Here is a 24,967-nt window from a genome sequence, read left to right on the forward strand (position 1 = left end):
CAATGTCCGAGCCGATTGTCTTCGACACAGTGAGCAAGGGAGGATTCGACCATGTCTGAGCAGCCCGCGTCTCTCGATCCCGTGTCCAAGCAGATCATCGAGCAACTTCAGGAGGATGGACGACGGTCGTACTCGGCCATCGGCAAGGTCGTCGGATTGTCGGAAGCGGCTGTACGCCAACGCGTGCAGAAGCTGATCGACACCGGCGTCACCCAGATCGTCGCGGTCACCGACCCCGTTCAAGTGGGATTCTCACGCCAGGCCATGGTCGGGATCCGCTGCTCGGGTGATGTCACCGAGATCGCCGCCCGGCTCGCCGACGTCGACGCCATCGACTACGTCGTGTTGACGGCGGGCGCCTACGACATTCTGGCCGAGATCGTGTGCGAGAACGACGACCACCTCCTGACCGTGCTCAACAAAGAGATTCGCACCATCCCCGGCGTGCTCGGCACCGAGACGATGGTGTACCTGAAACTTGTCAAGCAGCAATATGATTGGGGAACCCGATGACTACGGAAACCACCTCCTCGCGCACCTCAGCGCAGCTCGAAGCGTCCGCCCGCCGCCATCTGTGGGGGCATTTCTCCCGGCACGGGGACAACATCACCCCGCCGATCATCACCCGCGGCGACGGCGCCCGGATCTGGGACTCCACCGGTAAGAGTTACCTCGACGGGCTGTCCGGGCTGTTCGTCGTGCAGGCCGGGCACGGCCGGGCCGAGCTCGCCGAGGCCGCCGCCAAGCAGGCCGAACAGTTGGCGTTCTTCCCGCTCTGGTCCTACGCCACCGAACCCGCCATCGAACTCGCCGAACGCCTCGCCGGCTACGCCCCGGGCGATCTGAACCGGGTCTTCTTCACCACCGGCGGCGGCGAGGCCGTCGAAAGCGCCTGGAAACTGGCCAAACAGTACTTCAAGAAGGTCGGCAAACCCGGCAAACACAAGGTCATCTCCCGCTCCATCGCCTACCACGGCACCCCCCAGGGGGCGCTGGCGATCACCGGTATCCCCGCGCTGAAGGCGCCGTTCGAACCGCTCACCCCCGGCGCGTTCCGGGTCCCCAACACCAACATCTACCGCGCCCCCGACCCCCTCGGCAGTGATCCGAAGGCGTTCGGGATCTGGGCCGCCGACCGGATCGCCGAGGCCATCGAATTCGAGGGCCCCGACACCGTCGCCGCCGTCTTCCTCGAACCGGTGCAGAACGCCGGCGGCTGCTTCCCGCCGCCGCCCGGCTACTTCGAGCGGGTCCGGCAGATCTGCGACGAGTACGACGTGCTGCTGGTCTCGGACGAGGTGATCTGCGCGTTCGGCAGGATCGGGTCGATGTTCGCGTGCGAGGACTTCGGGTACGTGCCCGACATCATCACCTGCGCCAAGGGCCTGACGTCGGGGTACTCACCGATCGGGGCGATGATCGCCTCGGACCGGTTGTTCGCACCGTTCGCGGACGGGACGTCGATGTTCGCGCACGGCTACACCTTCGGCGGGCACCCGGTCTCCGCGGCGGTGGCATTGGCGAACCTGGACATCTTCGAACGCGAGGGCCTCAACGCGCACGTCGCCGAGCAGGCGCCGGCGTTCCGGGCCACCCTCGACAAGCTGACCGATCTGCCGATGGTCGGGGACGTGCGCGGGGAGGGGTTCTTCTACGGCATCGAACTGGTCAAGGACAAGGCCACGAAGGAGTCGTTCAGCGACGCCGAGGCCGAGCGGATCCTGCACGGGTTCCTCTCCACCGCCCTGTTCGACGCCGGCCTGTATTGCCGGGCCGACGACCGCGGCGACCCGGTCATCCAACTCGCACCGCCGTTGATCTGCGGGCAAACCGAATTCGACGAAATCGAAAACATCCTCCGCGGCGTCCTCACCGAAGCCTGGAATCTGCTGTGAACCACCAGGACCTTCCCGGGCTGTACGTCGGCGGCCGCTACCGGGACGGCGCAGCGTCCGAACGGTACGAGGTGCTCGATCCGGCCACCGGTGAGGTGATCTCGTCGCGCACCGAGGCCTCGGTCGTCGACGTCGACGACGCGGTCGCCACCGCGAAAGCCGCGTACGCGCAATGGTCCACGACGAGCCCGGGCGAGCGTTCCACCGTCCTGACGCGATGGGCCGCCGAACTCACCGAGATGTCCGACGACCTCGCGTCCACCGAAACCCGGCAGACGGGCAAGCCGATCAAGTTGTCGACCGAGTTCGACGTCCCCGGGTCGATCGACAACGTGTCGTTCTTCGCCGGCGCGGCTCGCAATCTGGAGGGAAAGGCGTCGGGTGAGTACTCGCCCGACCACACGTCCAGCATCCGCCGGGAACCCGTCGGGGTGATCGGGTCGATCTCGCCGTGGAACTATCCACTGCAGATGGCGGCGTGGAAGATCCTGCCCGCCGTCGCCGCAGGCAACACCATCGTGCTCAAACCCGCGGAGATCACTCCCCTGACGTCGCTGCTGTTCGCCGAGGCGGCGACCCGGGCCGGACTGCCGGACGGCGTCGTCAACGTGATCACCGGCCGCGGCGCGACCACCGGCGCATCGCTGGTGTCGCACCGGGACGTGAGCATGGTCAGCTTCACCGGATCGACTCCCGTGGGACGGCAGATCGCGGCCGCCGCGGCCGGCAAGCGGCTGCACCTGGAACTGGGCGGGAAGGCCCCGTTCATCGTGTTCGACGACGCCGACCTCGAGGCGGCGATCAACGGGGCCGTCGCCGGTGCCCTCATCAACTCGGGCCAGGACTGCACCGCGGCCACCCGCGCCTACGTGCAGCGTCCGCTGTTCGACGATTTCGTCGCCGGCGTCGCCTCGCTCATGGACACCGTCCGCCTCGGCGACCCGTCCGATCCCGGCACCGACATGGGTCCGTTGGTGTCGCGGCGGCAGCAGCAGCACGTCGCCGGGTTCGTCGACCGCGCCCGCGACACCGGGGCGAAGATAGTGCGCGGCGGTGCCGTCCCCGGCGGCGACCTCGCGTCCGGCTTCTACTACGAGCCGACGCTCGTCGTGGGCGCCGACCAGTCGAGTGAGATCGTGCAGCGCGAGATCTTCGGCCCCGTCCTCGTCGTCCTGCCGTTCGAAAACGATGCGGACGGCATCGCGTTGGCCAACGACACCGACTTCGGGCTGGCGGCGTCGGCGTGGACGCGGGACCTGTACCGGGCGCAGACCGCCTCCCGCGACATCGCGGCGGGCTGCGTGTGGATCAACGACCACATCCCCATCATCAGCGAAATGCCCCACGGCGGGTACAAGGCGTCCGGTTACGGCAAGGACATGTCGACGTACTCGCTCGACGAGTACACGAACGTCAAGCACGTCATGTCCGACATCACCGGAACCGCCAGGAAGGACTGGCACCGGACGGTGTTCGGCGACCGAAACTGAGCCCGGTCGCCGGGGCGGCAGCAACTGTGCCGCCCCGGCGACCGCGCCGGTTCTGCCAAGTCGCGCCGTGCGCGGGACTACGCTGACGGGCAGAGCGTTCGCTTCGACGGAGAGGCAGAAACGGTGCATGTAACTCCCTTCGCCTGGATTCTGACGATCGTGGTGATCGTCGCGCTGCTCGCGTTCGACTACTTCTTCCACGTCCGCCACGCGCACATCCCGACGCTGAAGGAAGCGGCGATCTGGTCGTCGATCTACGTCGGACTCGCGCTGCTCTTCGGTGTCGCCGTCCTGATCTTCGGCGGCGTCGACATGGGCACGGAGTACTTCGCCGGCTACGTCACGGAGAAGGCACTGTCCGTCGACAACCTCTTCGTCTTCCTCATCATCATCTCCAGCTTCCGGGTGCCGCGGGAAGACCAGCAGAAAGTGCTGCTGTTCGGCATCGTGTTCTCGATCTTCGCCCGGACGGGGTTCATCTTCCTCGGCGCCGCGCTCATCAACTCGTTCGCGTGGGTGTTCTACTTCTTCGGCCTCATCCTGCTGATCACCGCCGGCAACCTGCTGCGACCCGAAACCGAGGACTCGCACTCGGCCGACAACTTCATCATCCGCATCGCGAAGAAATTCATGCACACCACCGAGCAGTACGACGGCGACAAGCTGTTCACCGTCGAGAACGGCAAGCGGATGATGACGCCGATGCTGCTGGTGATGGTGGCGATCGGCGGCACCGACCTCCTGTTCGCCCTCGACTCCATCCCCGCGATCTTCGGTCTCACCCAGAACGTCTTCGTCGTCTTCACCGCCACCGTGTTCTCGCTGATGGGCCTGCGGCAGCTGTACTTCCTGCTCGACGGTCTCCTCGACCGCCTCATCTACCTGTCCTACGGACTCGCGGCGATCCTCGCGTTCATCGGGGTCAAGCTGATCCTGCACGCACTGCACGAGAACAACCTGCCGTTCATCAACAGCGGCGAACCGGTAAACGTCATCGAGATCAGCACATTCGTGTCACTGGGCGTCATCATCGGCATCCTCGTGATCACCGTGATCGCGTCGCTCGCCAGCAAGAAAGGCAGGGCGCAGTCCACCATCGCCGGCGCCCGGCGGCACGCCGTCAACTACCTCGACCTCGACTACACCGCCGACCTCGCCGAGCGCGAACGCATGTACGACAGGTTGATCAACGAAGAAGAACAACTCAAGAAACTCGACCCGAAATTCAAGAAGATGGTCCGCGAGGAAACCGCACTCCTGGACCTCATCAAACGCGCCCACGGAGAGCACGACGCGTTCCTCAAACAGAACTAGCCGAACGCGGGACCAGCTGAACGCAGTCGAAGCGCCCACCGGATCCGGCGGGCGCTTCTTCGGCTCGTGCCCCATCCCCATGCGGGCACGTGCGTGTCTACCTCCTCCTCATCCTCATGCCGCCGTCCGCCATACCCATGGCGGTGATACCGAGACCCAGCAGACACACGACGATGCCGCAGACCACGTTCGACCAGATCATTCCCGCCGTGGTGGTTACTCCGACGACCAGCCACGGGCTGACGATCATCCACAGTCCGAGCAACGGCGCGACGAATGCCATGCCGTGCGTGCGTGAGTAGGCCGACGTGAAACCGACGGCAAGCAGTGCCACCGCAATACCCGACAGCAAGTTGCACATCGCCAGGCCAGACTGGCTTGCGAACCCGACAATCCACGGCGACGCCGCCATGTACAGGCCTGCCATGAACATCAGGCCCTCGGTGACCTGTGTCATCGGCTGTTCCGAGACTCGGTCGTAGCGAGCCCGCAACTCGGCGATATCAGGGTGTCTCTCGATCGACATACCTGGTGTCGTCATCACCCACCTCCTTGAAAAAGAGAACCAATCCCTATCGAGGGGGTGCCCCGAACTCGCTACGGCAAACCGGCGATGACCAGGTAATTTTTCCGAATTTCCGCTACCGACCAGTCCCCACGGACGGCGGCGCACCCGACGCCCTTGGGCACGCGTCCAGGGGCGGGCATACTCGATGTGTGTGGTGGATTGCCTGGGTCCTGCTCGCGTGGATAGCACTGTCGGTGCCGCTCGCGATCCTCATCGGGAAAGCGATACGGCAGAAAGACCTGCACGAACTGCCCGCCAAAGAGGACGCGACAAGTAAGAACGACCCTCCCGACCGTACGGTTGCCTGACGCGCCGTGCGCGATCCCGATGCAGCTTGGAAGAATGACGGGATGGCGCTGCCCTTCTATCCACTCGTGTTCATGAACTTCCTGTTCGCGGCGACCACACTGTGCCTTGCACGCCCCTCCAGCCTGACCGCAGGCGCCACCGTCGTCGCCGCGGTGGTCTGGATCTTCGGCAACGGCCCGCTCGAGGGCCAGGTGCTCTGGGAATTCGACGCCACCCACGGCCTCACGGTGTCCGATCTCCTGTCCGTTGCGGCGCTCGCGATCGCCGTATGGACGTTCGCGACCACCGGCGACCGCCCGTGGGCGCGGCGAACCACGCGGCGCCGCAGGAAGCTACTTCGTTCCCGGTACTGAGCGGCCGTCTGCGACTGTCGAGCTATCTGCGCCTCAACGCCGATCCGACCACCCGCAGCACGCGAGGTGACGTCATGTGCCAGTGCGCGCTGTCGACGGTGCGGTTCCGGACGGAGCCCGTCACATGGGGCGCCCAACTCGTCGCCGCCGCCGATCCCGTCGGATCGTCGCGACCCGCGGTGAAGAACGCGACGTCGCCGCGAAAGACCCCGGGGGTGTGGTGGTCCAGCAACGCGCACGTGTGCGCCGCACTCTCGATGAGCACCTCGATCTGGTCACGGCCGAGAACGGCCATGGGCCCACCCGCCGCGGTGGCCAGCAGGTCTACCGCGGATTCGGGTGCCATCTCCGCGACGGCCGCCGGCACGTCGCCCTCGACACCGATTCCCGCAAGCAGGTCGCTCACGCTCAGCGGCATCTCGGTGTCCCTCGAGTCCGGTTGCTGCGCGTAACTGTCGAGCATCACGACGGTCGCCACTTCCTCACCCGCAGCCTGCAGTTGCACCGCGACGGCATGCGCGAGGACGCCGCCGAGCGACCAGCCCAGCAGGTCGTACGGACCGTCGGTCTGGATCCGGCGGATCTCCTGCACGTACCTCGCGGCGAGGCCGTCGATCGACGTCGGCGGCGTGTCCTCGCCCGCGATCGCCGGTGACTGCAGGCCGTAGATCGGCCGATCGGGATCGATCCGGGACGTCAGACCGGTGTAGCACCAGGCGAGTCCCACGATCGGGTGGATGCAGAACAGTGGGCGCCCCTCCCCCGCAGTCCTGATGGGGAACACCACGTCGAGCGCCCCGTCCCGTTCCGGGTCGGCCGTGCTCATGCGGGCGGCGATCGAACTCGGCGTCGGATCCGTCATCACCGTCTGCAGCGACACTGCAACACCCGTGGACGCCTCGAGGGCACGCACCACCCGCACCGCGGTCAGGGAGTTTCCGCCCAGCTCGAAGAAATTGTCGTCGGCACCCACCCTTTCGACGCCCAGCAGCTCACCGAAGACGGTGGCCACCGCGATCTCGGTGTCCGTGCTCGGGGCGCGGAAAGCGCGCGGTTCGAAGCGTGGTTTCGGGAGCGCACGCCGGTCGAGTTTGCCGGCCGACGCCAACGGCAGCTTGTCCAGAATCATGATCTGCGACGGCACCATGTACGACGGGAGCCGCTCTCGCGCAGAGGCCGTCACGTCGTGAGTATCGATCTGCCGGCCCTGCTCGGCGACGACGTAACCGACGAGGTGGTCACCGCCCCGTTCGTCGGAGACCAGTGCCACGGCTGCCCGGGACACACCCGCGGCCGCCTCCAGCACCGCCTCGACCTCCCGCAGTTCGATTCGCAGTCCACGCAGCTTGACCTGGAGATCGGTGCGGCCCAGATACACCAGCTGACCCTCTCGGGCCCATTTCACACGATCACCGGTGCGGTAGAGGCGGGTTCCCTGCCGCCCGAAGGGGTCGGCCACGAAGCGTTCCGCGGTGAGCGCGCTCCGCTCCACATAGCCGCGGGCGAGTTGGTCGCCACCGAGGTAGAGCTCACCGGCAACCCCCACCGGGACCGGACGAAGCCGCGCGTCCAGCACGTACGCCTGGGTGTTCCGCACCGGCGCACCGATCGGCACCCGCGCCTCCACGGATTCGCGCAGCTCGAACGCGGTCGTGGTGATCGCCAACTCGGTGGGACCATACGTATTGTGGAATGCGCCCCGCCGCAGAGCGATCACGTCCTCCGCCAGCTCGGCCGGCATCTCCTCGCCGCCCACGTACAGGTGCCGCAGTGAGGACAGTGTCTCCCCCTCGCCCGTCGCGAGAAACGCGGCCAGCACCGACGGCACGAAATGCATCATCGTGATCCGGTGTTCGCGGATCACGGCGGCCAGATAGTCGAGTTCACGATGCCCGCCGGGGCGCGTCACCACCAGCCGGGCACCCACGACCAGGGGCAGGAAGACCTCCCACACGGACACGTCGAAGGTGTACGGCGCCTTGAGAATTCCGCGATCGTTCGCGGTGACCCCGTACTCCTCGGTCAGCCAGCGCAGCTGATTCACGATCGCTGCGTGGCTGACCGTCACACCCTTGGGTCGGCCCGTGGATCCCGACGTGAACAGAACGTAGGCCGTGTTCCGCGGCCGCAGCGGGCGCACCCGGTCGGCATCGCGGATCGGGTGCGCATCGAACCCGGACAGATCGACGGTGTCGACGTCGACGTGCGCGACGCCGGGCGGCAGGCAGCCGCGGGTCCACGAGGTGGTGAGCACCAGTTCGGGTGCCGCGGAGTCCAGCACGTCCGCGATGCGCTCGGCCGGGTGTTCGGGGTCGATCGGCACATAGCCGCCGCCGGCGCGGAGGACGGCACACATTCCGACGATCATCTCCGTCGACCGTTCGAACACGAGCGCCACGAGGGAGTCCGGGCCCGTTCCCCGCTCCACGAGCATTCTCGCGAGGCGGTTGGCCCGTGCGTCGAGTTCGCCGTACGTCAGCACTTCGCCCTCGAACGCGACGGCGACCGCACCCGGGGTTCGGATCACCTGGGCATCGAGGAGATCCACCAGAGTCGCCGTGTCCGACGCCACGTCCGTCGCATTCCACGCCCCCAGCATCCGGGCCGTCTCGTCGCCCGTCAGCAGCGACACGTCGCAGACCTGTTGCCCCGGTTGCGTTGCGAACGCCTCGACGACGCGGATCACACTCCGCGCGAACCGTTCCGCCGTCTCGGAGTCGAACAGTTCGGTGGAGTACGTGAGGCTCCCGGCGATGCCGGCAGGGGCACCGTTCGCGTCGTAGTTGTCCGAGAGCGAGAAGTCGAGGTCGAACTTGGTGACGTGCGCGTCGATCTCGAGCGGCGCGAGGGTCAGACCCGGCAGTTCCAGTACCGCCGGCGCCTGATTCTGGAACGCGAGCATGACCTGAAAGAGGGACGAATATGATTGGGAACGAACCGGGTTCAGAATCTCGACCAGACGCTCGAACGGCACGTCCGCGTGCGCCATCGCGTCCAGATCGGTCTGACGAACCTGTTCCAGCACGTCGAGGAGGGAGGCGCCGGGATCGATCTCCGTCCGCAGCACCAGCGTGTTGACGAACATGCCGACCACGTCGTCGAGCACCCGCTCACCGCGGCCCGCGACCGGTGTGCCGATCACGATGTCCGAGGTTCCCGTCACCCGTGCCAGCAACACCGACAGAGCGGCGTGTACCACCATGAACAGTGTCGTATTGTGCTGCTGCGCAATCTCACCGAGACGGCGATGGGTGTCGGCGTCGATGGCCACCGGCGCGGCGGCACCCCGATGGGTACGCACCGCCGGGCGTGGGCGATCGGTCGGCAGTTCGAGGAATTCGGGGATCCCCGCGAGCGTGCGCGTCCAGTAGTCGAACTGGGTCGCCGCCAGAGAGTCCGGGTCGTGTTCGGCGCCCAGCACCTCCCGCTGCCACAGCGCGAAGTCGGCGTACTGAACCTCGAGCGGCGCCCACCCGGGGCTTTCCCCCCGCGTCCGCGCCAGATACGCCGTCGCCACGTCCCGGCCCAGCGGTGCCATCGAGACGCCGTCCGCACTGATGTGGTGCACCACGACGACCACGATCAGTTCGTGTTCGCTGACCTGCAGAAGTCGCGCTCGGATCGGGACCGAGGCCGAGACGTCGAATCCCCGGGCGAGGACGGAAAGCACGTGAGCGTCCACGACGTCCGCCGTGACGGTCATCGGGGAGAGGTCCAGTTCGACGCGTTCTGCGGGCAACACGACCTGCACCGGTTCGCCGTCGTGTTCCGGGAACACGGTCCGCAGCGCTTCGTGCCGTTCCAGCACGTCGCGCAGCGCCTGCTGCAGGGCGGGCACGTTCAGGTCTCCGGTCACCCGAACGGCCAGCGGGATGTTGTACGCCGGGGACGCCGGGTCGAAGCGGCTCAGGAACCACATCCGCTGCTGCGCAGGCGACAGGGGAACATGTTCGGGACGGGGCCGCTGCGACAGGACCGGACGGTTGCCCGTGCCGAGCAGCGTAGACACCTGCTCGGCCAGCGCTTCCACCGTCGGTGCCTCGAACAGCATCCGGACCGGCACGTGCGCGTTCAACGCCTCACCCAACCGTGCGGCCGCCTGCGTCGCGATCAGCGAGTTGCCGCCCAGCGCGAAGAATTCGTCGTCCAGCCCGACCTGCTCCACGGCGAGAACCTCGGCGAACACGGCGACGACGGTCTCCTGCACCGCCGACTCGGGTGCCCGGAAGACCCGCGACTCGAGTACCGGCGCCGGCAGCGCCTTCACGTCGATCTTGCCCGAGGGGTTCAGGGGAAACGCGTCGAGCACCACGATCGCGGACGGCACCAGGTACGACGGCAACACGTCTTCGAGTCTCTTGCGCAACAACTCCACATCGAGGGAACCGCGGGGCACGACGTACGACACCAATGCGTCGGCTCCTGCCGCGTTGGGCCGTGCCACCGTGATCGCACCGTCGACTTCGGCGACCCGGCTGATCACCGCGTCGACCTCCCCCGGTTCGATGCGGACACCACGAATCTTCACCTGGCGGTCCACTCGCGCGATGAACTGCAGATTGCCGTCGGCGCGACGATGCACCAGGTCGCCGGTGCGGTACATGCGGACACCGCCTGCCGCCGCGACGAAACGCACCGCGGACCGCCCGGGGTCGCCGACGTACCCGCGCGCCAGCCCGGAACCGGACAGATACAGTTCGCCGATCGCACCGACGGGAACCGGGCGTAGCCGGTCGTCGAGGACTTGGCCGGTGGTGCCGGAAATCGGCCCGCCGATGGTCACGTGGCCGTCGACCGCGGCAAGGGTGGCCACGACGGTCGACTCCGTCGGCCCGTAGGCGTTGAGCATCCGCCGGCCGTCGCTCCACGCCGCGGCGAGATCCGGATGCAGCGCCTCGCCGCCGACCGCGACGACTTCGATGTGCTCGAGCCCGTCCACACTCAGCGACGACAGCACCGCCGGCGTCGACAGGTAATGGCTCACCCGGTGTTTCACAAGTACCCGCTGCAGATCCGGTCCCGCATACACCTCGGCGGGGGCGACCACCAGGCAGGCACCGGAACCGAACGCGAGCAGCGCCTCCAGGAGCGCGGCGTCGAACGTGGGGTTGTAGGCGTGGAGCACCCGCGAGTCCGGCGCGACCCGGTACCGGCGCACCGCTTCCCCGGTCAGCGAGGACACCCCGCGGTGCGGCACCATCACGCCCTTGGGCGTCCCGGTGGAGCCCGACGTGTAGATGACGTACGCCACCTCGTCCGGATGCACCGGAACATGCACCGGCGGAACCCCGTTCAGATAGTCGCCCGCCGTGACCGGCAGCCACGTGATCCGGGAACCGCCCACCGACATCGCCCCGACCCCGATGCACACGTCGGCCTCGGTCAGCACCCGTTCCAGACGTTCCGCCGGATGCGTCGGATCCACCGGGACGAAGGCGGCACCGGTCTTGGTGATGGCCCACAGTGCGATCATGAAGTCCACCGATCGCGGCAGGGCGAGCGCGATCACGCGGCCCGGGCGCGCACCCGCGTCGATCAGGACGCGCGCGAGCGAATCGGAGCGTGCGTCGAGGTCACGGTAGGTGAGGGTCACGGTGCCGTCGGAGAGCGCCTGCGCGTCCGGGAAGTCGCGGGCGGTGCCGGTGAGAATGTCGGACAGCGTTCTCGGTGCCGACGGTTCGCCGCCGTCGAGGACTGCGCCGGCAGCGAGGCCGATGCTGCCCACTTCGATCCCGGGACGGTCGGTGCCCGCGGCCAGGACATCCACGAACAACTCGGCCAGCGACCGGACGGTGGCGGCGTCGAACAGCGACGGCGTGTAGGTGACCACACCGTCCACTCCGGCGGGATCGTGATCCGACCAGCGCTCCGAGTACGTGAACGCCAGATCGAACGGCGTCGGAACGGTGCCGTTCTCGGACGTCGGCGTGAGCGCGAGCGACACCTGCGGACGCTCGCCACCGAGCAGGTCGGCGAGTGCCTCGAACGGCACGTCCGCGTGCTGGAACGCCGCAACGTCGAAGCTCCGGACCTGCTCGAGGACCTCGAGAAACGACATGGCGGGGGTGACGCGGGTCCGCAACGCCACCGTGTTCGCCCGGTCTCCCGTCAGCCCCGCCTCGCCGCCGATCACGATGTCCCGGTGAACACCGATGCGGGCGAGAAGGATTGCGAGAGTGGCCCGCAGCACCGTGAACAGCGTCACGCCCTGTTCGCGCGCCAGCCGTGCGGCGGCCTCGTGGCGATCGGAGTCGATCGAGAACTCGTGCACGCAGTCCGACGGAGACGCAATTCCCCCGACCATCCGGTCCGTGGGCACCGGCGACGACGAACCGACGCCGCGCAGCGCCCGCTGCCACCGTGCGAGGCTGCTGTCGCCGGACGAGCGGGGCAGCCGCTCCAGTCGTCCGTCGACGTACCGCCCCCGGTCCCCGGTGCGGTACATCCGCACTCCCCCGGCGTCCCCCGTACCCGTCGGCACGAACGGGTCGGCCACGAACCGTCCGGCGGTACTCGGGGGCCGACGGTGAAATCCCCGGGCCACCTGCTGGCCTCCCACATACAGTTCCCCGACCGTCCCGGGCGGGACGGGTCGCAACGCCCTGTCCAGCACGTAGACGCGGGACCCGGCGTCGAGGTAGGTGGGTTGCGCGGGCCCGCGCTCTCCGCAGCGGGGCCCCACCGTTCCACCCTCGACGAGTGGCGCCCACAGGTCGGCGACGACGCCGTCGCCGTCGTTGCCCGACCGCACCCGCGCCAGGACATTCGCGTGGGTCACCGCGACCGGTTCCGAGCCCACGGGGCAGAGCACGTAGGCGACCCGGCCCGGGTGGATCGGTCCCGGTTCCGATGCCGTGACGTCGAGTGCGCCGTCTTCGCCGAACTCGACGTCGTCCAGCAGGACGGTCGGGTACCCGCCGTGCGGAATCGCGTCGGCGTCGGCACAACTGATCAGCAACAAGGTGGGCACCACGTCGGCCAGCAGGTACCGAATGCGTTCGGTCGGGTGGTCGGGGCTCAGGGGCAGGCAGGTCGCGCCCGACCGCAGCACGGCAATGTGGGCGACCACGCTGTCGACCGGATTCGACAGTCCGACAGCGACGATGCTCGAATCTCCGATCCCGGAGCCGTTCAGTGCCCGCGCCAGAACGGCGGACCGGCGGTCGACCTCGGCATAGGAGACCGCCTTCCCACCGCACGTGACGGCGACGGCGTCCGGGCTGTCGGTAACGCGCCGGCGGAAGACCTCGGACAGCGACGCGACGTCGTGCGCAGAATCCTGCGTTCCCCCGACGGCCAGGGCCCGCTCTTCCGGTGTCAGCAGGTCGATCGCGCTGAGCGCGACGCCAGGGTTCTCGGCGACCACCACGAGGAGTCGGTGTAGCCGCCGGGCCCACTGCTCCACCGTCCGCCGCTCGAAACGGTGCGCCGCGTAGCGCAACACCCCCTCGAACCGGTCGCCGTCGAGTCGGCCACGCAGCGTCACCACCAGATCCAGGCCGTCGAACTCCCGTTCCGGCTCCGCGTCCACCGACAGCATCACCTGGACGAGCGGGTGACGACCGGCCGAAAGATCTTGCCCGGCAACGTCGACCACGTGCGTGAACGGCACGTCGCCGTGCGCTCGGGCGGCCTGCTCGACGCGGTGCGACTCCAGCAGGAACTCTTCGAACGTCAATTGCGGATCGAGTCTGCTGCGCAGCACCAGCGGCTCGCAGTCGTCGCCGCCGGTGTGGCCGTCCGGGAGGACCGCTCCGATGGCGAGGTCGTCCGCACCGCTCACGACGGACAGCAACACCGCGACAACGGCGTGGACGATCGTGAACGGTGAGACCGCCTGTTCGGCCGCCAGTTCGTGCACCCGCCGGCACAGGGCGGGCTCCACGGCGAACGGAACCCGGCCGCTGAACGCCCCGGCATCGTTTGAGACTTCACGGGCTTCCGGCAGCGACAACGGCGGCAGACACTCGAGCTGCCTTTTCCAGTAACGCAACTCGCGGTCGTACGGCGCCGGAACAGGCAACGCGGATCGATCGACCTTGCCGCTCGGCGTGAGCGGCACGGCATCGAGGACGGTGACCGTCGACGGCACCATGTACGCCGGCAGTCGCTCGGCCACCCCGGCGAGCACGTCGTCGGGGTCCAGGCCGGTGCCGTGAACATAGCCGTCCACTGCCAACTCGCCGTTCCGGTCGTGGGCCACCGCGATCGCCGTGTCGACTCCCGGATGCCGGCCGAGAACCGCAGTGATCTCGCCCAATTCGACCCGGAATCCGCGGATCTTCACCTGATCGTCGGCACGATCGACGAATTCCAGCTCGTGGTTCTTCGACCACCGCACGAGATCGCCGGTCCGATACATGCGCTGCAGGTCGGTCGTGAACGGGTTCGCGACGAAACGTGTCGCGCTCGCACCCGGCCGCTCCAGGTATCCGCGACCCACCCCGGGACCGGACAGATACAGCTCGCCCACCACCCCTGCCGGCACGGGCTGCAGGAAGCGGTCCAGCACGACTGCCGACACTCCCTCGATCGGTCGCCCGATCGTGGGACGGGAACCGGGGACCAGCGGCTCGGTGGCCGTTGCCCACACGGTGACCTCCGTCGGCCCGTACAGGTTCAGGACCGTGCGGTCGACGCCCCACCGCGCCGCGAGTTCCGGCGGGCAGACCTCACCTGCTACGGCGAGTACCTCGAGGTCGGGCAGTCCGGCCGGGTCCATCTGTGCCGGGATGGCCGGTGTCGTGGTCCAGTGGGTGATTCGCTCACGGCGCAGCAGGTCGGCCATGGTCTTTCCTCCGCGCACCGGCGGCGGCGCGATCACCAACGTGGCGCCCGCGGTAGCCGCGACCAGCAGTTCGTGTATCGAGGCGTCGTAGGAGGGCGACGCGCACATCAGCACCCGCGACCGGGAATCCGCCGCGTAGAGACGCCGCAATGCGGCTGCGTGATTCGCAAGTCCTCGGTGCGGCATCGTGATTCCGCGCGGTGCCCCCACCGAGCCGGACGTGTAGATGACGTAGGCGGCGTTGTCCAGCCTGACGGGATGCGCCAATTCCGCATCGGCGACCGGTGTGCCGTCCCCCGGGGCGTCGGCGACGTCAACCCAGCGGACACCCGTGGGCACCACCCCCGGATCGACGGCGACGGCGATGGTGACGCCGGATTCGGCGATCATGTGCGCGATGCGTTCGGCGGGATAGTCCGGGTCCACCGGGACGAACGCCGCACCACACCGCGCGACGGCCCACACCGCCACCACCTGTTCGATCGAGCGCGGCAGCATCAACGCAACGCGGTTGCCGACGCCGACCCCTTGTGCGAGCAGTCTGCGGGCGAGCCGATTCGATCGCTCGTGCAGAGCGCGGTAGGTCATCTCGACGTCGCGGCAGCGGACCGCGACCGTGTCGGAATCCACTGTCAGGTCCAGCAAGTCCGGAAGAGTGAGCGGGTCCGCCGACGCAGGACCGTCGAGAGGGATCAGCGCGTCGAGTTCGTCCCGGACGAGCAGCGGCAGGCTACCCACGGCCGCGTCGGCGTCCGCGCCCACGAATCCACCCAGATAGTCCAGAAATCTCGCGTGGTGGCCCGCGAGTTCTTCTCGCTCGTACACAGCGGGGTTGCCCTCGAAGTCCACGCGGACGTTCTGCCCGGCCGCACCGGGATAGATCGCCACCGCGAGGTCGTCGACCGGACCGGCCGTGAGAACGTTCAATTCGCCGAGTACGTCACCCCACCACGTCTCGGTGTGAAACATCATGATGTTGACCATCGGCCCGAAGCCGCGGCCGACGCGCGACGTCGACCGCATGTCGTGGAGTATGTCTTCGTAGCGGAAACGCTGGTGCCGCAGCGCACCGGTGAGTTCCAGTTGGACACGACGCACCAGGTCGTGTGTGGTCCCGCGTGGATCCACCTCGATCCGGAGTGGAACGATGTTGGCCACGCTGCCACCCGAACGGCGCGCGCCCGCGGTGGTGCGGGCCGACACCGGAAGACTCAGCACGACATCCGAATTGCCCGTCATCCGCGCGAGGAATGCCGCGAACGCCGCGACCACGATCGGCACCTCGAACGAATTCCACTCCTGCGCCAGCGCTTTCAGCTCGTCGACGACGACCGGGTCCATCACCTCGCTGGCGAGCAACGACACCGCCGACGGGGCGCTGTCCCGGTCGGTCAATCGGGACGGCTCGGGCAGGTCCTTCGTTCGTTCGGACCAGTACTCGCGGTCGATCTCGAAGCGGCGGGACCGCGGGTACGCATCCTCGGATTCGTACAGTTCCCGCAGCGGCACGGCCTTCGACGCGGGAGCCTCCGTGCGATCCACCGCATGCGTGTACAGCTCGGCCACCCGGTTCATCAGCACCATGGCGCCGTAGCCGTCGAGGATCAGATGGTGCGCGAACGTGGTGAGGAAGTAGTGGTCGCCGCCGACGTGCAGCAGGGTCGCGGAGATCAGGCGATCCCGGTACACCGACATGGGCCTGCGGCGGCGCTCGTCCATCCACCGGTGTGCCTGGGCCACCGGATCTTCGTGGGACCGCAAGTCGATGTACGCGAGTTCGTCATCGATCGTCTCGTCCGCCAACTGATACGGCTCACCCGCGTGGTCGACGAGCCGCACACCGGGTGACTCGATGTCGAACGAGCCTTGCTCGGACGCCCATTTCAACGCGCCGACGTCCACCGGCCCACGGAGCTCGACGTACTGCGCGACGAGTATGGGAACGGACGGGTCCAACTGCTGCGCGAACCACAACCCCTTTTGGGCATGCGAGAGCGGGAAGGCACGCGAATCGAGTTCACCTGCAGCCTTACGCGGGAACCCCGAGCCCACTATCCGTCCCCCCGATCTACCACTTGCCGAACGGCCCGAACGCGGGCCGTATACGTATAGGTGTTGCAGCGGAAATCGTTACAGTGACCCTACTCGCAGTCCCAGCACGTTCGCAGCGCTCACGTAGCGGTTACCGGCAGCATTCCCGCGCGTACTCGCAATACTGCATCCAACCACCTCCGAACAGGAACGTGAAAGCACATACCCTTACTCTTCTATCGGAACAGACACGGACAGAGGAGAATACGGCGTGCCGCAGGTCCACGAACTTCGCCGGAAACGGGACGGCGGCAGCGGAAACTGCCGTCATGACACGATCAGCGGCCGTCGTGGGCGGCCCTTCCGCGACCGACAGTTCAGCTACGCGACCAGAAACCTCATCCTCGATAGCTAGGAGCAGACCCGAATGGACGCGAAGTCGCCCAACAACTCCCACAGCGACGGTCCGACACCCGCTGAGGCACCGACGGAACCGCGCCGCTCGACCGTTCGACGGCGGGTACTGATCGGTGTGGGCGTCGCCGCCGTCGCTGTCGTCGCATGGTTCGGGTTCTCGGCCTCGCAGGTCCAGCACAACCTCACCGGCGCGAGGGACAACGCGCAGCTCGCCAAGAATTCACTGCTCGACGGCAACACCGAGGGTGCCCAGCGGGCGGCGGCCGAAGCCCGGGAACGGGCCGCAGACGCCCGGGACAATCTGCATTCGGCCCCCTGGAGTTCCCTCGCAGCCGTCCCCGGGCTCGGAGCACCGTTCGAATCGGCGCAGCAGATGTCCGACGTCGTGGTCGGGCTCACGCGTGACGTCCTCACCCCCGCGGTCGACATCGGCGTCGCGTTGTCACCCCGGGATCTGGTCGGCGAGGGCGGCAACGTGCAACTGCAACCGCTGCGCGACGCCGCCCCGACGTTGCAGGAAACGTCGATCGCAGCACGGAACCTGGCCACCCAGGCGCAGGGCATTCGCGGCGCAGGGTACGTCGGCCTGGTGGACGACGCGCGAACCGAACTGCAGAATCAGACCGACGACGTGGCGAAACTCCTGGAGAACACGACGATCGGCGCCAAGGTACTTCCGGCGATGCTCGGCCTCGACGGACCTCGGAGCTACTTCCTCGCCTTTCAGACCAACGCCGAGGCACGCGGCACCGGCGGACTCGTCGGCGGCTACAGCGTCATCCGGGCCAGCGACGGAAAACTGGGCATCGAGAAGCTCGGCAAGAACTCCGAAGTGACCTACGACAAGCGCCCGCTCGATCTCGGCCCCGACTACGAGAGCATGTACGGCAACTACAACCCCTCGGTCGACATCCGCAACAGCAATCTGAGCTCCCACTTTCCGTACGCCGGCCAGATCTGGCAGTCCATGTGGGCGCAGGAGTCGGGCGAACAAGTGGACGGGGCGATCGCGACCGACCCGGTGGCGCTGAGCTACGTACTGGCCGCCGTCGGCCCGGTCACCCTGCCCGACGGCGAGGTCGTCGACGCAAGCAACGTCGTCGAACTCACCGAATCCACCGCCTACACCCGGTTCATCACCAACGAGGCCAACTACACCGAAGACAACGCCGAACGCAAGGAATACCTGCAGACCATCGCCGGCAAGGTCGTCGAGAAGATGACCGGCAAGATCGAGTCACCTCAGCGACTGCTGGACGCGGTCGGTCGAGCCGCCGGGGAGCGCCGCATCGCCGTGTGGAGTTCCCACCCGGAAGAGCAGGCAATTCTCGCCGGCACCACGCTGGGATACACGGTGCCCGAAGACCCCGCCCCGTACGCCGGCGTCGTGATCAACAACAACGGCGGCAACAAGCTGGACTACTACCTCGACCGCGAGATCGACTACTCCGCCGCCGACTGCACGGGCGACACCCGCACGTCCGCAGTCACCGTGCGTCTGACCAACAACACCCCGGACACCAATTTTCCGCGCATCGTCGCAGGCACGTTCAAGGACAAGCCCCTGCCGTACGGCACCAACCTCGCCATGGTCTCGCTACTGTCGACCAACGGCGCGACCCTGACGAAAGCAAGCATCGACGGCAAGCAGTCGTTCGCCATTCAGGGAAATGAACTGGGCCACCCGGTCTTCACGGTGCCCGTCACCATCCCGAAGGGCGCAACCGTCGAACTGCGATACGAACTGAACGAGCCCACCGCACCGGGTGAGGCGCGGGTGCCGATCCAGCCGCTCGTCGATGATCCGAAAGTGACCGTCAATGCACCAGCGTGCGGCGGATGACCCTTCCGCTCGTGTCATGCACCAGCCGCGCACCGATCGAAGGAAAGCAATGAGCGAGCCGCAGGTTTCCGTGGTGATAGTGACCTACAACAGCGAGGCCGTCATCAGCGATTGCGTTCGCCCACTGTCCGGACAGGACGGAATCGAACTCATCGTGCTGGACAACGCATCCACGGATCGCACGCTGACAGTTCTCGCCGAGGAAGCGCCGGACGCCGTCGTAATTCGGAGCGAGGAGAACGTGGGGTTCGCCCGGGGAGTCAACCGTGCGGCACGCGATGCGCGGGGACGAGCGATACTGCTGCTCAATCCCGATGCACGCATCTCCCCTCGGGACGTACTCGCGCTGGCGGCCATCTTCGACGAGTCGCCAGAGGCCGGGATCGTCGCACCCACGCTCATTCAACCGGCCGGACGCCTCCGGATCCGCGAAGGCGGAAAGAGACCCAACGTGGTCAGCGTGTTCAACCACTTCTCGGGCCTGTCGCGACTGTCGCACAGACATCATCGTTTCGAAGGTCTGTATCTCCTCCATACTCACGATTTCGCAACTCGAGAGCTGGATTGGGTGTCCGGAGCGTGCATGATGGTCCGCAAGCAGACATGGGACGAATTGGGCGGACTCACCGAGAGATGGTTCATGTATGCGGAGGACCTGGAGTTCTGTCTTCGCACACGGCAACACGGCATGCGGATCATCATGAGTGCCGAGCAGTCGGGAACCCACGTCGTCGGAGGTAGTACAGGCCCCACTGCATCGACAAGGCCGAATCCTGCATGGGTGATCAATCTCTACGATCTGTACAAGTGGAAGATGGCGCGGAATCGTGTACAGAGTGTGGCGTGGAAGGCTTCCGTCGCTGCGGGCTTACTGTCGAGATCGGCGGCGTTCTACGTGAAATCGCTCGGCGCACCGGAACGATCGGTGCTGTGGCGGTCCGAGTCGCACAAGTTCCTCTGGTACACCCGTTCACTTCTCGCGCAATCCAGCAGAATCGATGAGGCCGCGACATGACCCCTCCGAATCCGCGAATCCTCGTGCTCTGGGCCGATCGGGATTCGACGAATCTCGGCCTTCGCGCCCTGGCGGAAGGAACGGAGTCGATAGTCGAACGGAGGTGGCCGAACGCCGAATTGACGTTCCATACTCAGGACAGCGACGATACCCCGCTCAGCAAGCGGAGCGTGCTCCGGGACATCTTCCGCTCACGCGGACCGATCAAGCGGGAACTCTCCCGATACGACGCGATTCTGGATACCGGCGCCGGCGACAGCTTCACGGACATCTACGGGCTTCGACGCCTCATCTTGATGGCTTATGTGCAGCGCGTCGCCGCACGGTTGCGAGTGCCGACCATTCTCATGCCCCAGACGATCGGCCCCTTCGACAGCAGGCTCGGGCGGATGATCGCGACAAGATCCCTCCAACGGGCCACCCGCGTGTTCGCCCGCGATCCGGTCAGTCTCGAGTACGCGAAACAGCTGGGACGGCAGTCGACGTCCGAGTCGACGGACCTGGTGTTCGCGCTGCCGCGTGCAGATCACACCGGCGGTGTCGAGCGAGACGTGGTGATCAACGTCTCCGGGCTTCTCTGGCACGAAAACCCGCACGTCGACTGCGAAAGCTATCGTCGATCCGTCACAGCGCTGATCGATGGACTGCTCCAACGCGATCGCAGAGTCAGCCTCCTGGCACACGTCCTCGATTCGACCGTGACAGACAACGATGTACCGGCAGTCCGAGAACTCGGCAGGCACTTCGGAGACTCGGTCGAGATCCTCGTTCCGGACTCCCTGACATCGGTTCGCGGCATTCTCGCCACGGCCGACGTGGTCGTCGGTGCGCGCATGCACGCGTGCCTCAACTCGCTGTCCGTGGGTACGCCGGCAATTCCCTGGGCGTACTCGCGCAAGTTCGCACCGCTGATGGATGCGCTGGGGTGGAACCTGCACGTCGATCTGAGAACGACTGCGGATCCCGCTCGCGACACCCTCACGCTCATCGACTCGACGGACTTCACCGTGGCACGCACCCGGGTGCTGCAACTCCTTGTCGGGACCGATTCGAGGATGGACGAACTCGGCGCCACCCTCGGTGACACAGTCATCCGTCAGACATGATCGATGTGGCCCTTCGTCACGACGGTGAAGGCTTGACGGAGGTCACCGGCGTCAAACAGCAACGACGTGGCAGTCAGTCGGAGAGCACGCACGCTCGCGACGGTCGTCAACAGCCAACCCGCAACAGACGCCAGCGCCGCCCCCGCGCCGCCCAGAGCAGGTCCCAGAACGAACATCGATGCGACACTCAGGCCCAGCCCGACAAGCTGCGCGGCGGTCATGAGGACACCTTTGCCCTGCGCCACAAGCATCTGGGATGCAACGTAGTTCACGGCGAGAAAGACTGATCCACACAGACAGATCAGAGTGATCGATACCGAACCCCGGAAGCCCTCACCGAAGATGAGTGGAATGAGCACGGGCGTCGCGCATGCCAACACTGCGACAGGCACGACAGCGGTCAGGGCGGTGATGCGAATCGACAACGCCGACAGGCGCATGTTCGCCTCCCCTGCCGAGGCAGCGGCATCCCGGAACATTACGGACGCAATCGTGTGCCCCAGGGTCATCGGCAAGCTCGCAACTGTTATGGCGATGGCAAACAATCCCGCATCGTGAGCCCCGATCGCGACCACCGCGATGATCTGAGGAAGCGTATTCGCCGCCGTCTCTGCGGCTTGGCTCCCGGAGAAGGCAATGCTTTCCCGCGCCAGTGGACGCAGGCGGGACCTCGGTCCACGCGGCGATATACGCGTGAGGTACACCCCCATGAGGGTGGACAGAAGTGTGCTCGCAGCCGCACAAACGAGTACCCACGGCAGGGTCAGGCTTCCGAGAATCCATCCGAGGGCGACGCCGAATGTGAGCGCAACTGGTTGCGTCGATTGCAGGAGCGCGATAGCGCCGTACCGCCGGCCTCCGATCAACACACTCTGAAAGCACAGTGTTGCGATGAATCCAACGGAACAACCCATCCCGAGGATGAACGCCCTGGCACTGTCGGGATCGAGCTCAGTGACGACATACCGCTCGAGCAGGAAGCCGACCGCCACTGCCACGGGTACCAGGAACGGCAGAACCACGTATACGGCACGCAGCGTCGCTTCCGGAGCGCCTGTCGACGCACGCCGACGCACGGCAAGCGGCAACCCCATCCCCAGAACGACCGGCGCGAGAATCATGGCGGCGAAGCAGGCCGAATAGAGTCCCCGCCCTGCGGGTCCCAACTCTCGCGCGATCACCGGAGCAGTGATCAGCGGGGCAAGCTGGACGATCAGCCGCGTCACCGCGATGATGCTCGGCGACTGGACTACCGCCGAGATCTTCGTCCGCGCATCGCTACCAGCTACCATCGCCGGGCCCGTCGAAACGTTCCGGCCGTGGCACGCAGGGTTCTGACCGGTGATCGCAACGACAACCGCCACAGGCGGAAGCCGCGATACCGGGGCGTCGGGTGTCCCGCCAGCCTGCTTCCCGCCAGACGTCCCAGCAAGGTGGCGCGCCGAACCACCTGGAACGGTTGCACAGCCGCAACATCGTCCGGGTCGACGGCGCGGACCGAGATCACGCCGTCCTGAGCGGCGCGCCGGATGACCTCCTCTCCTCGCCTTGTCCTCGCGATCAGAACGCTGAGCCCATCCTGATCGGTGAAGTCGGGGTAGCCCTTGGCGTCCGCTCGCCAGAAGTCACCGGCAGAGATATCCGCGCTTTCGCCGACGCCGTCCGGACACAGCTTGCAACGCTGCTGGACCGCCGGCCCGAGATGCTTCCCCCACGAGTCGTCATAGGTCGTCCGAACCGAGTTGCCGCGTACATCCTCCGCGTAGAAGTCGCCTGGCCAGCCATGCCCCCGATAACGCACCGCTGCCAACTCGGCGTCCTCGTCCACGCCGAGCCCGCGGATCAGGGAGTCGGTCGCGTGCTGACTGGGTACACCCGCGCAGAAGAAGGAAAGCAGCAGCGGAGGCTGTTGATCGCGGGACTTCGCAAGCGCTCTCAGAGCAGCTATCTCGCAGGGCTTCCCGACGACGGCGGACCCTGGATTGTCGATGTCGGCCACCGCCGCATTCGCGGTGGGTGCATACCGGGAACCGGCGGCCCGGACGACATCCGATCTCGTCCGAACCGCGCTCGATTCGGTCCTCTCGGGACCCGACTCCGAGGCGGCAGCGACAACGACACTGTCGATCTGCCCGGTGGCGAGCAACCATTCGTTGAGAGCCGTGAGGGTGCCGCCACTGCTTCCCGTGAATCGGATGTCCTCGTCGAGGGCGTAAGCCTCCCAGATCGACACGATCGGGCCCAGGAAATCGTGACGGGTGGCATCTACTGGGCGCTGTGCCGTCACGGAAATACCGGGACACGACCTGCGGAACTCCACCAAGGCCGTCGGGTCGGTTTCCGAAGACTCGGACGAGCTCACCCGGGGACGGATGAATCCGTCGTCTGCGAGTGCCAGGGCAACGTCCTTGTCGAGCAGCGCACATGCCCCACAACCGGAACAGTTTCCGCGTTGCACGACCTCCGCGATCTCGACGTGCAGGAGGTTCCGGTGCATGAGTCAGAGGCCCTTCATCGCAGGGGATGCTGCCGCGGAGCTGTCGTCGTGCCCGCATGCCGCGGAATCCCCGGCGACGTTCGTCCCCTCGTCCTCGCCCGTCAGCGGGCGGATCAGTGACGCCATGATGATCCAGGTGACGCTGAACCAGAACATACTGGTCATCGTTGCCGCCGCGGCAAACGTCACCACCACCGCGTAGGCAATCGGTCTTCTCTGCCACGGCACGTGGCGCAACACCGTGACGACGAGCCCCACCAACAACAGCAAACCGACGATGCCCACGTCGTAGAGTATTTGCACTGGAAGCATGATGATGTGCCCGGAAACTCCGGGCGAGCCCGGCTGGTCGTGACGCAGACTGAATGTGTTGGTGCCGTTGCCGAGCCAAAGGTGCACTCCGTGCATGTCTTCGGCGGCAGCCTTCGCTACCTCGATCCTGAAACCAATGTTTCCGCCCTGAAAGTCGATGTCACCCAACTTCCCCGACGGCTCGAGTGCATCCGCAGTGGAGGACGGCGCCGTCGCTGCAGGTTCCGCCCGCCCGACACCCTCACCGAAGGAGGGAAGGAAGGTTGCGGCGCCGTAGCCGACAGCAATCCCCACGATCACGAGCACCGGGCCGAACCACAGCCCTGTGCGTGGCTCATCGTTCTGATACGAACGCACCACTTCGTACGCGAGATAGACGATCAGACCTACGACCAGGCAGAAGACGGCCGTGCGCGTCTGTGAACCGATCACTCCCAGGGGCACCGCAATGGCAGCGGCGAGCATCCAGATTCGGTTGCGCCCCTTTCGCGCCACGAGGAGAAGAGTCCACAGCACCAGGATCGCCGCATAGATGTTGGCTTCCTGCGACGTCATGCGCGCGACGTAGAGCTGGTACATCCCGTCGAAATCCGTACCGGGTGTGAAGCCGCCATGCGAAACGTTGGCGACGATGAACGCGGCGAAGCCTGCCAGTCCCCATGGAACGACCCAACGTATGCCGGTGTTCTCGGCCCATATCGCGCGCGTGCCGAGCGAGACGAGTCCCGCGAGCAGCAGGAGATCGATGACCAGCCAGACAAGGATCGATGCACTCTTCCCGAGGCTCGGCGAGAACATCAGCGTGGCGAAGACATTCCACGCGATGAACGCACCGAAGACGAGCACCACCGGATGTGTCAGGGCGCGGAAGAGGTCGGCCCTGGACCGTGCCCCCGCAGTCAGCCACCCGACGAGGAACAGCGGGACCACCTGCTCGACGCGGACGTTGTAACCGGCTATCGCCACACCGTAATGGCCGAGGAAGGAGGAGACGACGACAGCGACCACCAGCGCGAGGGTCACCAACTC

General features: G+C 66.6%; 14 protein-coding genes. 9 read left to right on the top strand and 5 right to left on the bottom strand.

The genetic code is table 11. The annotated features are described in order from the left end of the window. Nucleotides 1-51: 51 nt before the first annotated feature. The 4 genes from CJ179_RS10125 (at nucleotide 52) to CJ179_RS10140 (ending at nucleotide 4,699) form a co-directional block, all read left to right on the top strand. Complete coding sequence (locus tag CJ179_RS10125; RefSeq protein ID WP_009478710.1) at nucleotides 52-513, top strand: Lrp/AsnC family transcriptional regulator; 462 nt, start codon at nucleotides 52-54, stop codon at nucleotides 511-513. Next, nucleotides 510-1,895, top strand: a complete 1,386-nt coding sequence (locus CJ179_RS10130) for an aspartate aminotransferase family protein (protein WP_095861343.1) — start codon at nucleotides 510-512, stop codon at nucleotides 1,893-1,895. The genes CJ179_RS10125 and CJ179_RS10130 overlap by 4 nt, the downstream gene beginning before the upstream one ends. Further along, entirely contained in the window at nucleotides 1,892-3,385 is a 1,494-nt protein-coding gene (locus CJ179_RS10135; protein ID WP_095861344.1) for a gamma-aminobutyraldehyde dehydrogenase, read from the top strand. Before CJ179_RS10130 ends, CJ179_RS10135 begins: the two co-directional genes overlap by 4 nt. Before the next feature lie 123 nt (nucleotides 3,386-3,508). After that, entirely contained in the window at nucleotides 3,509-4,699 is a 1,191-nt protein-coding gene (locus CJ179_RS10140; protein WP_072937493.1) for a TerC family protein, read from the top strand. Nucleotides 4,700-4,796: 97 nt separating this feature from the next. On the opposite strand, the gene CJ179_RS10145 is transcribed toward CJ179_RS10140, so the two are convergent. Next, the gene (locus tag CJ179_RS10145; RefSeq protein WP_072937494.1) at nucleotides 4,797-5,240 is read right to left on the bottom strand and encodes an SPW repeat protein; all 444 of its coding nucleotides are present in this window, start codon (nucleotides 5,238-5,240) and stop codon (nucleotides 4,797-4,799) included. Nucleotides 5,241-5,416: 176 nt separating this feature from the next. Here CJ179_RS10145 and CJ179_RS52135 point away from each other — a divergent pair, with 176 nt between their 5' ends. Further along, entirely contained in the window at nucleotides 5,417-5,575 is a 159-nt protein-coding gene (locus CJ179_RS52135) for a hypothetical protein (protein ID WP_167372168.1), read from the top strand. A 42-nt stretch (nucleotides 5,576-5,617) separates the two neighbouring features. Next, complete coding sequence (locus CJ179_RS10150; RefSeq protein ID WP_095861345.1) at nucleotides 5,618-5,929, top strand: hypothetical protein; 312 nt, start codon at nucleotides 5,618-5,620, stop codon at nucleotides 5,927-5,929. A 22-nt stretch (nucleotides 5,930-5,951) separates the two neighbouring features. Here the strand turns inward: CJ179_RS10150 and CJ179_RS10155 are convergent, their stop codons facing one another. Further along, nucleotides 5,952-16,769, bottom strand: coding sequence for an amino acid adenylation domain-containing protein (locus CJ179_RS10155; RefSeq protein WP_095861346.1), 10,818 nt, complete (start codon nucleotides 16,767-16,769; stop codon nucleotides 5,952-5,954). A 406-nt stretch (nucleotides 16,770-17,175) separates the two neighbouring features. Between CJ179_RS10155 and CJ179_RS10160 the strand changes: the two genes are divergently transcribed. Genes CJ179_RS10160 through CJ179_RS10170 form a run of 3 tightly spaced genes read left to right on the top strand, consistent with a single transcriptional unit; the run spans nucleotide 17,176 to nucleotide 21,129 of the window. Beyond that, a complete protein-coding gene (locus CJ179_RS10160) occupies nucleotides 17,176-19,008 on the top strand; it encodes a DUF4012 domain-containing protein (protein WP_095861347.1) in 1,833 nt (610 codons plus the stop codon). Nucleotides 19,009-19,057: 49 nt separating this feature from the next. After that, a complete protein-coding gene (locus CJ179_RS10165) occupies nucleotides 19,058-20,023 on the top strand; it encodes a glycosyltransferase family 2 protein (protein WP_095861348.1) in 966 nt (321 codons plus the stop codon). Next, complete coding sequence (locus CJ179_RS10170; protein WP_095861349.1) at nucleotides 20,020-21,129, top strand: polysaccharide pyruvyl transferase family protein; 1,110 nt, start codon at nucleotides 20,020-20,022, stop codon at nucleotides 21,127-21,129. Before CJ179_RS10165 ends, CJ179_RS10170 begins: the two co-directional genes overlap by 4 nt. On the opposite strand, the gene CJ179_RS10175 is transcribed toward CJ179_RS10170, so the two are convergent. From CJ179_RS10175 to CJ179_RS10185, 3 genes are read right to left on the bottom strand one after another with little or no spacing between them, the layout of a single operon-like run. Then, on the bottom strand, nucleotides 21,120-22,421 hold the full coding sequence (locus CJ179_RS10175) for a lipopolysaccharide biosynthesis protein (RefSeq protein WP_095861350.1): 1,302 nt from the start codon (nucleotides 22,419-22,421) through the stop codon (nucleotides 21,120-21,122). The genes CJ179_RS10170 and CJ179_RS10175 overlap by 10 nt on opposite strands. Next, the gene (locus CJ179_RS10180) at nucleotides 22,415-23,626 is read right to left on the bottom strand and encodes a Coenzyme F420 hydrogenase/dehydrogenase, beta subunit C-terminal domain (protein WP_095861351.1); all 1,212 of its coding nucleotides are present in this window, start codon (nucleotides 23,624-23,626) and stop codon (nucleotides 22,415-22,417) included. Before CJ179_RS10180 ends, CJ179_RS10175 begins: the two co-directional genes overlap by 7 nt. A 3-nt stretch (nucleotides 23,627-23,629) precedes the next feature. After that, nucleotides 23,630-24,961 (bottom strand): hypothetical protein, encoded by a 1,332-nt coding sequence (locus CJ179_RS10185; RefSeq protein ID WP_095861448.1) that lies wholly within the window; start codon nucleotides 24,959-24,961, stop codon nucleotides 23,630-23,632. Nucleotides 24,962-24,967 lie beyond the last annotated feature (6 nt).

This window comes from Rhodococcus sp. ACS1, from assembly GCF_002300155.1.
GTDB classification, from domain to species: domain Bacteria; phylum Actinomycetota; class Actinomycetes; order Mycobacteriales; family Mycobacteriaceae; genus Rhodococcus_F; species Rhodococcus_F koreensis.

What these genes read in the sequence shown, in the direction of transcription:
- CJ179_RS10165 (WP_095861348.1), top strand. Translation starts at nt 19,058, where the DNA reads ATGAGCGAGCCGCAGGTTTCCGTGGTGATAGTGACCTACAACAGCGAG.
- CJ179_RS10125 (WP_009478710.1), top strand. Translation starts at nt 52, where the DNA reads ATGTCTGAGCAGCCCGCGTCTCTCGATCCCGTGTCCAAGCAGATCATC.
- CJ179_RS10150 (WP_095861345.1), top strand. Translation starts at nt 5,618, where the DNA reads ATGGCGCTGCCCTTCTATCCACTCGTGTTCATGAACTTCCTGTTCGCG.
- CJ179_RS10160 (WP_095861347.1), top strand. Translation starts at nt 17,176, where the DNA reads ATGGACGCGAAGTCGCCCAACAACTCCCACAGCGACGGTCCGACACCC.
- CJ179_RS10170 (WP_095861349.1), top strand. Translation starts at nt 20,020, where the DNA reads ATGACCCCTCCGAATCCGCGAATCCTCGTGCTCTGGGCCGATCGGGAT.
- CJ179_RS10145 (WP_072937494.1), bottom strand. Translation starts at nt 5,240, where the DNA reads ATGACGACACCAGGTATGTCGATCGAGAGACACCCTGATATCGCCGAG.
- CJ179_RS10175 (WP_095861350.1), bottom strand. Translation starts at nt 22,421, where the DNA reads ATGGTAGCTGGTAGCGATGCGCGGACGAAGATCTCGGCGGTAGTCCAG.
- CJ179_RS10180 (WP_095861351.1), bottom strand. Translation starts at nt 23,626, where the DNA reads ATGCACCGGAACCTCCTGCACGTCGAGATCGCGGAGGTCGTGCAACGC.
- CJ179_RS10130 (WP_095861343.1), top strand. Translation starts at nt 510, where the DNA reads ATGACTACGGAAACCACCTCCTCGCGCACCTCAGCGCAGCTCGAAGCG.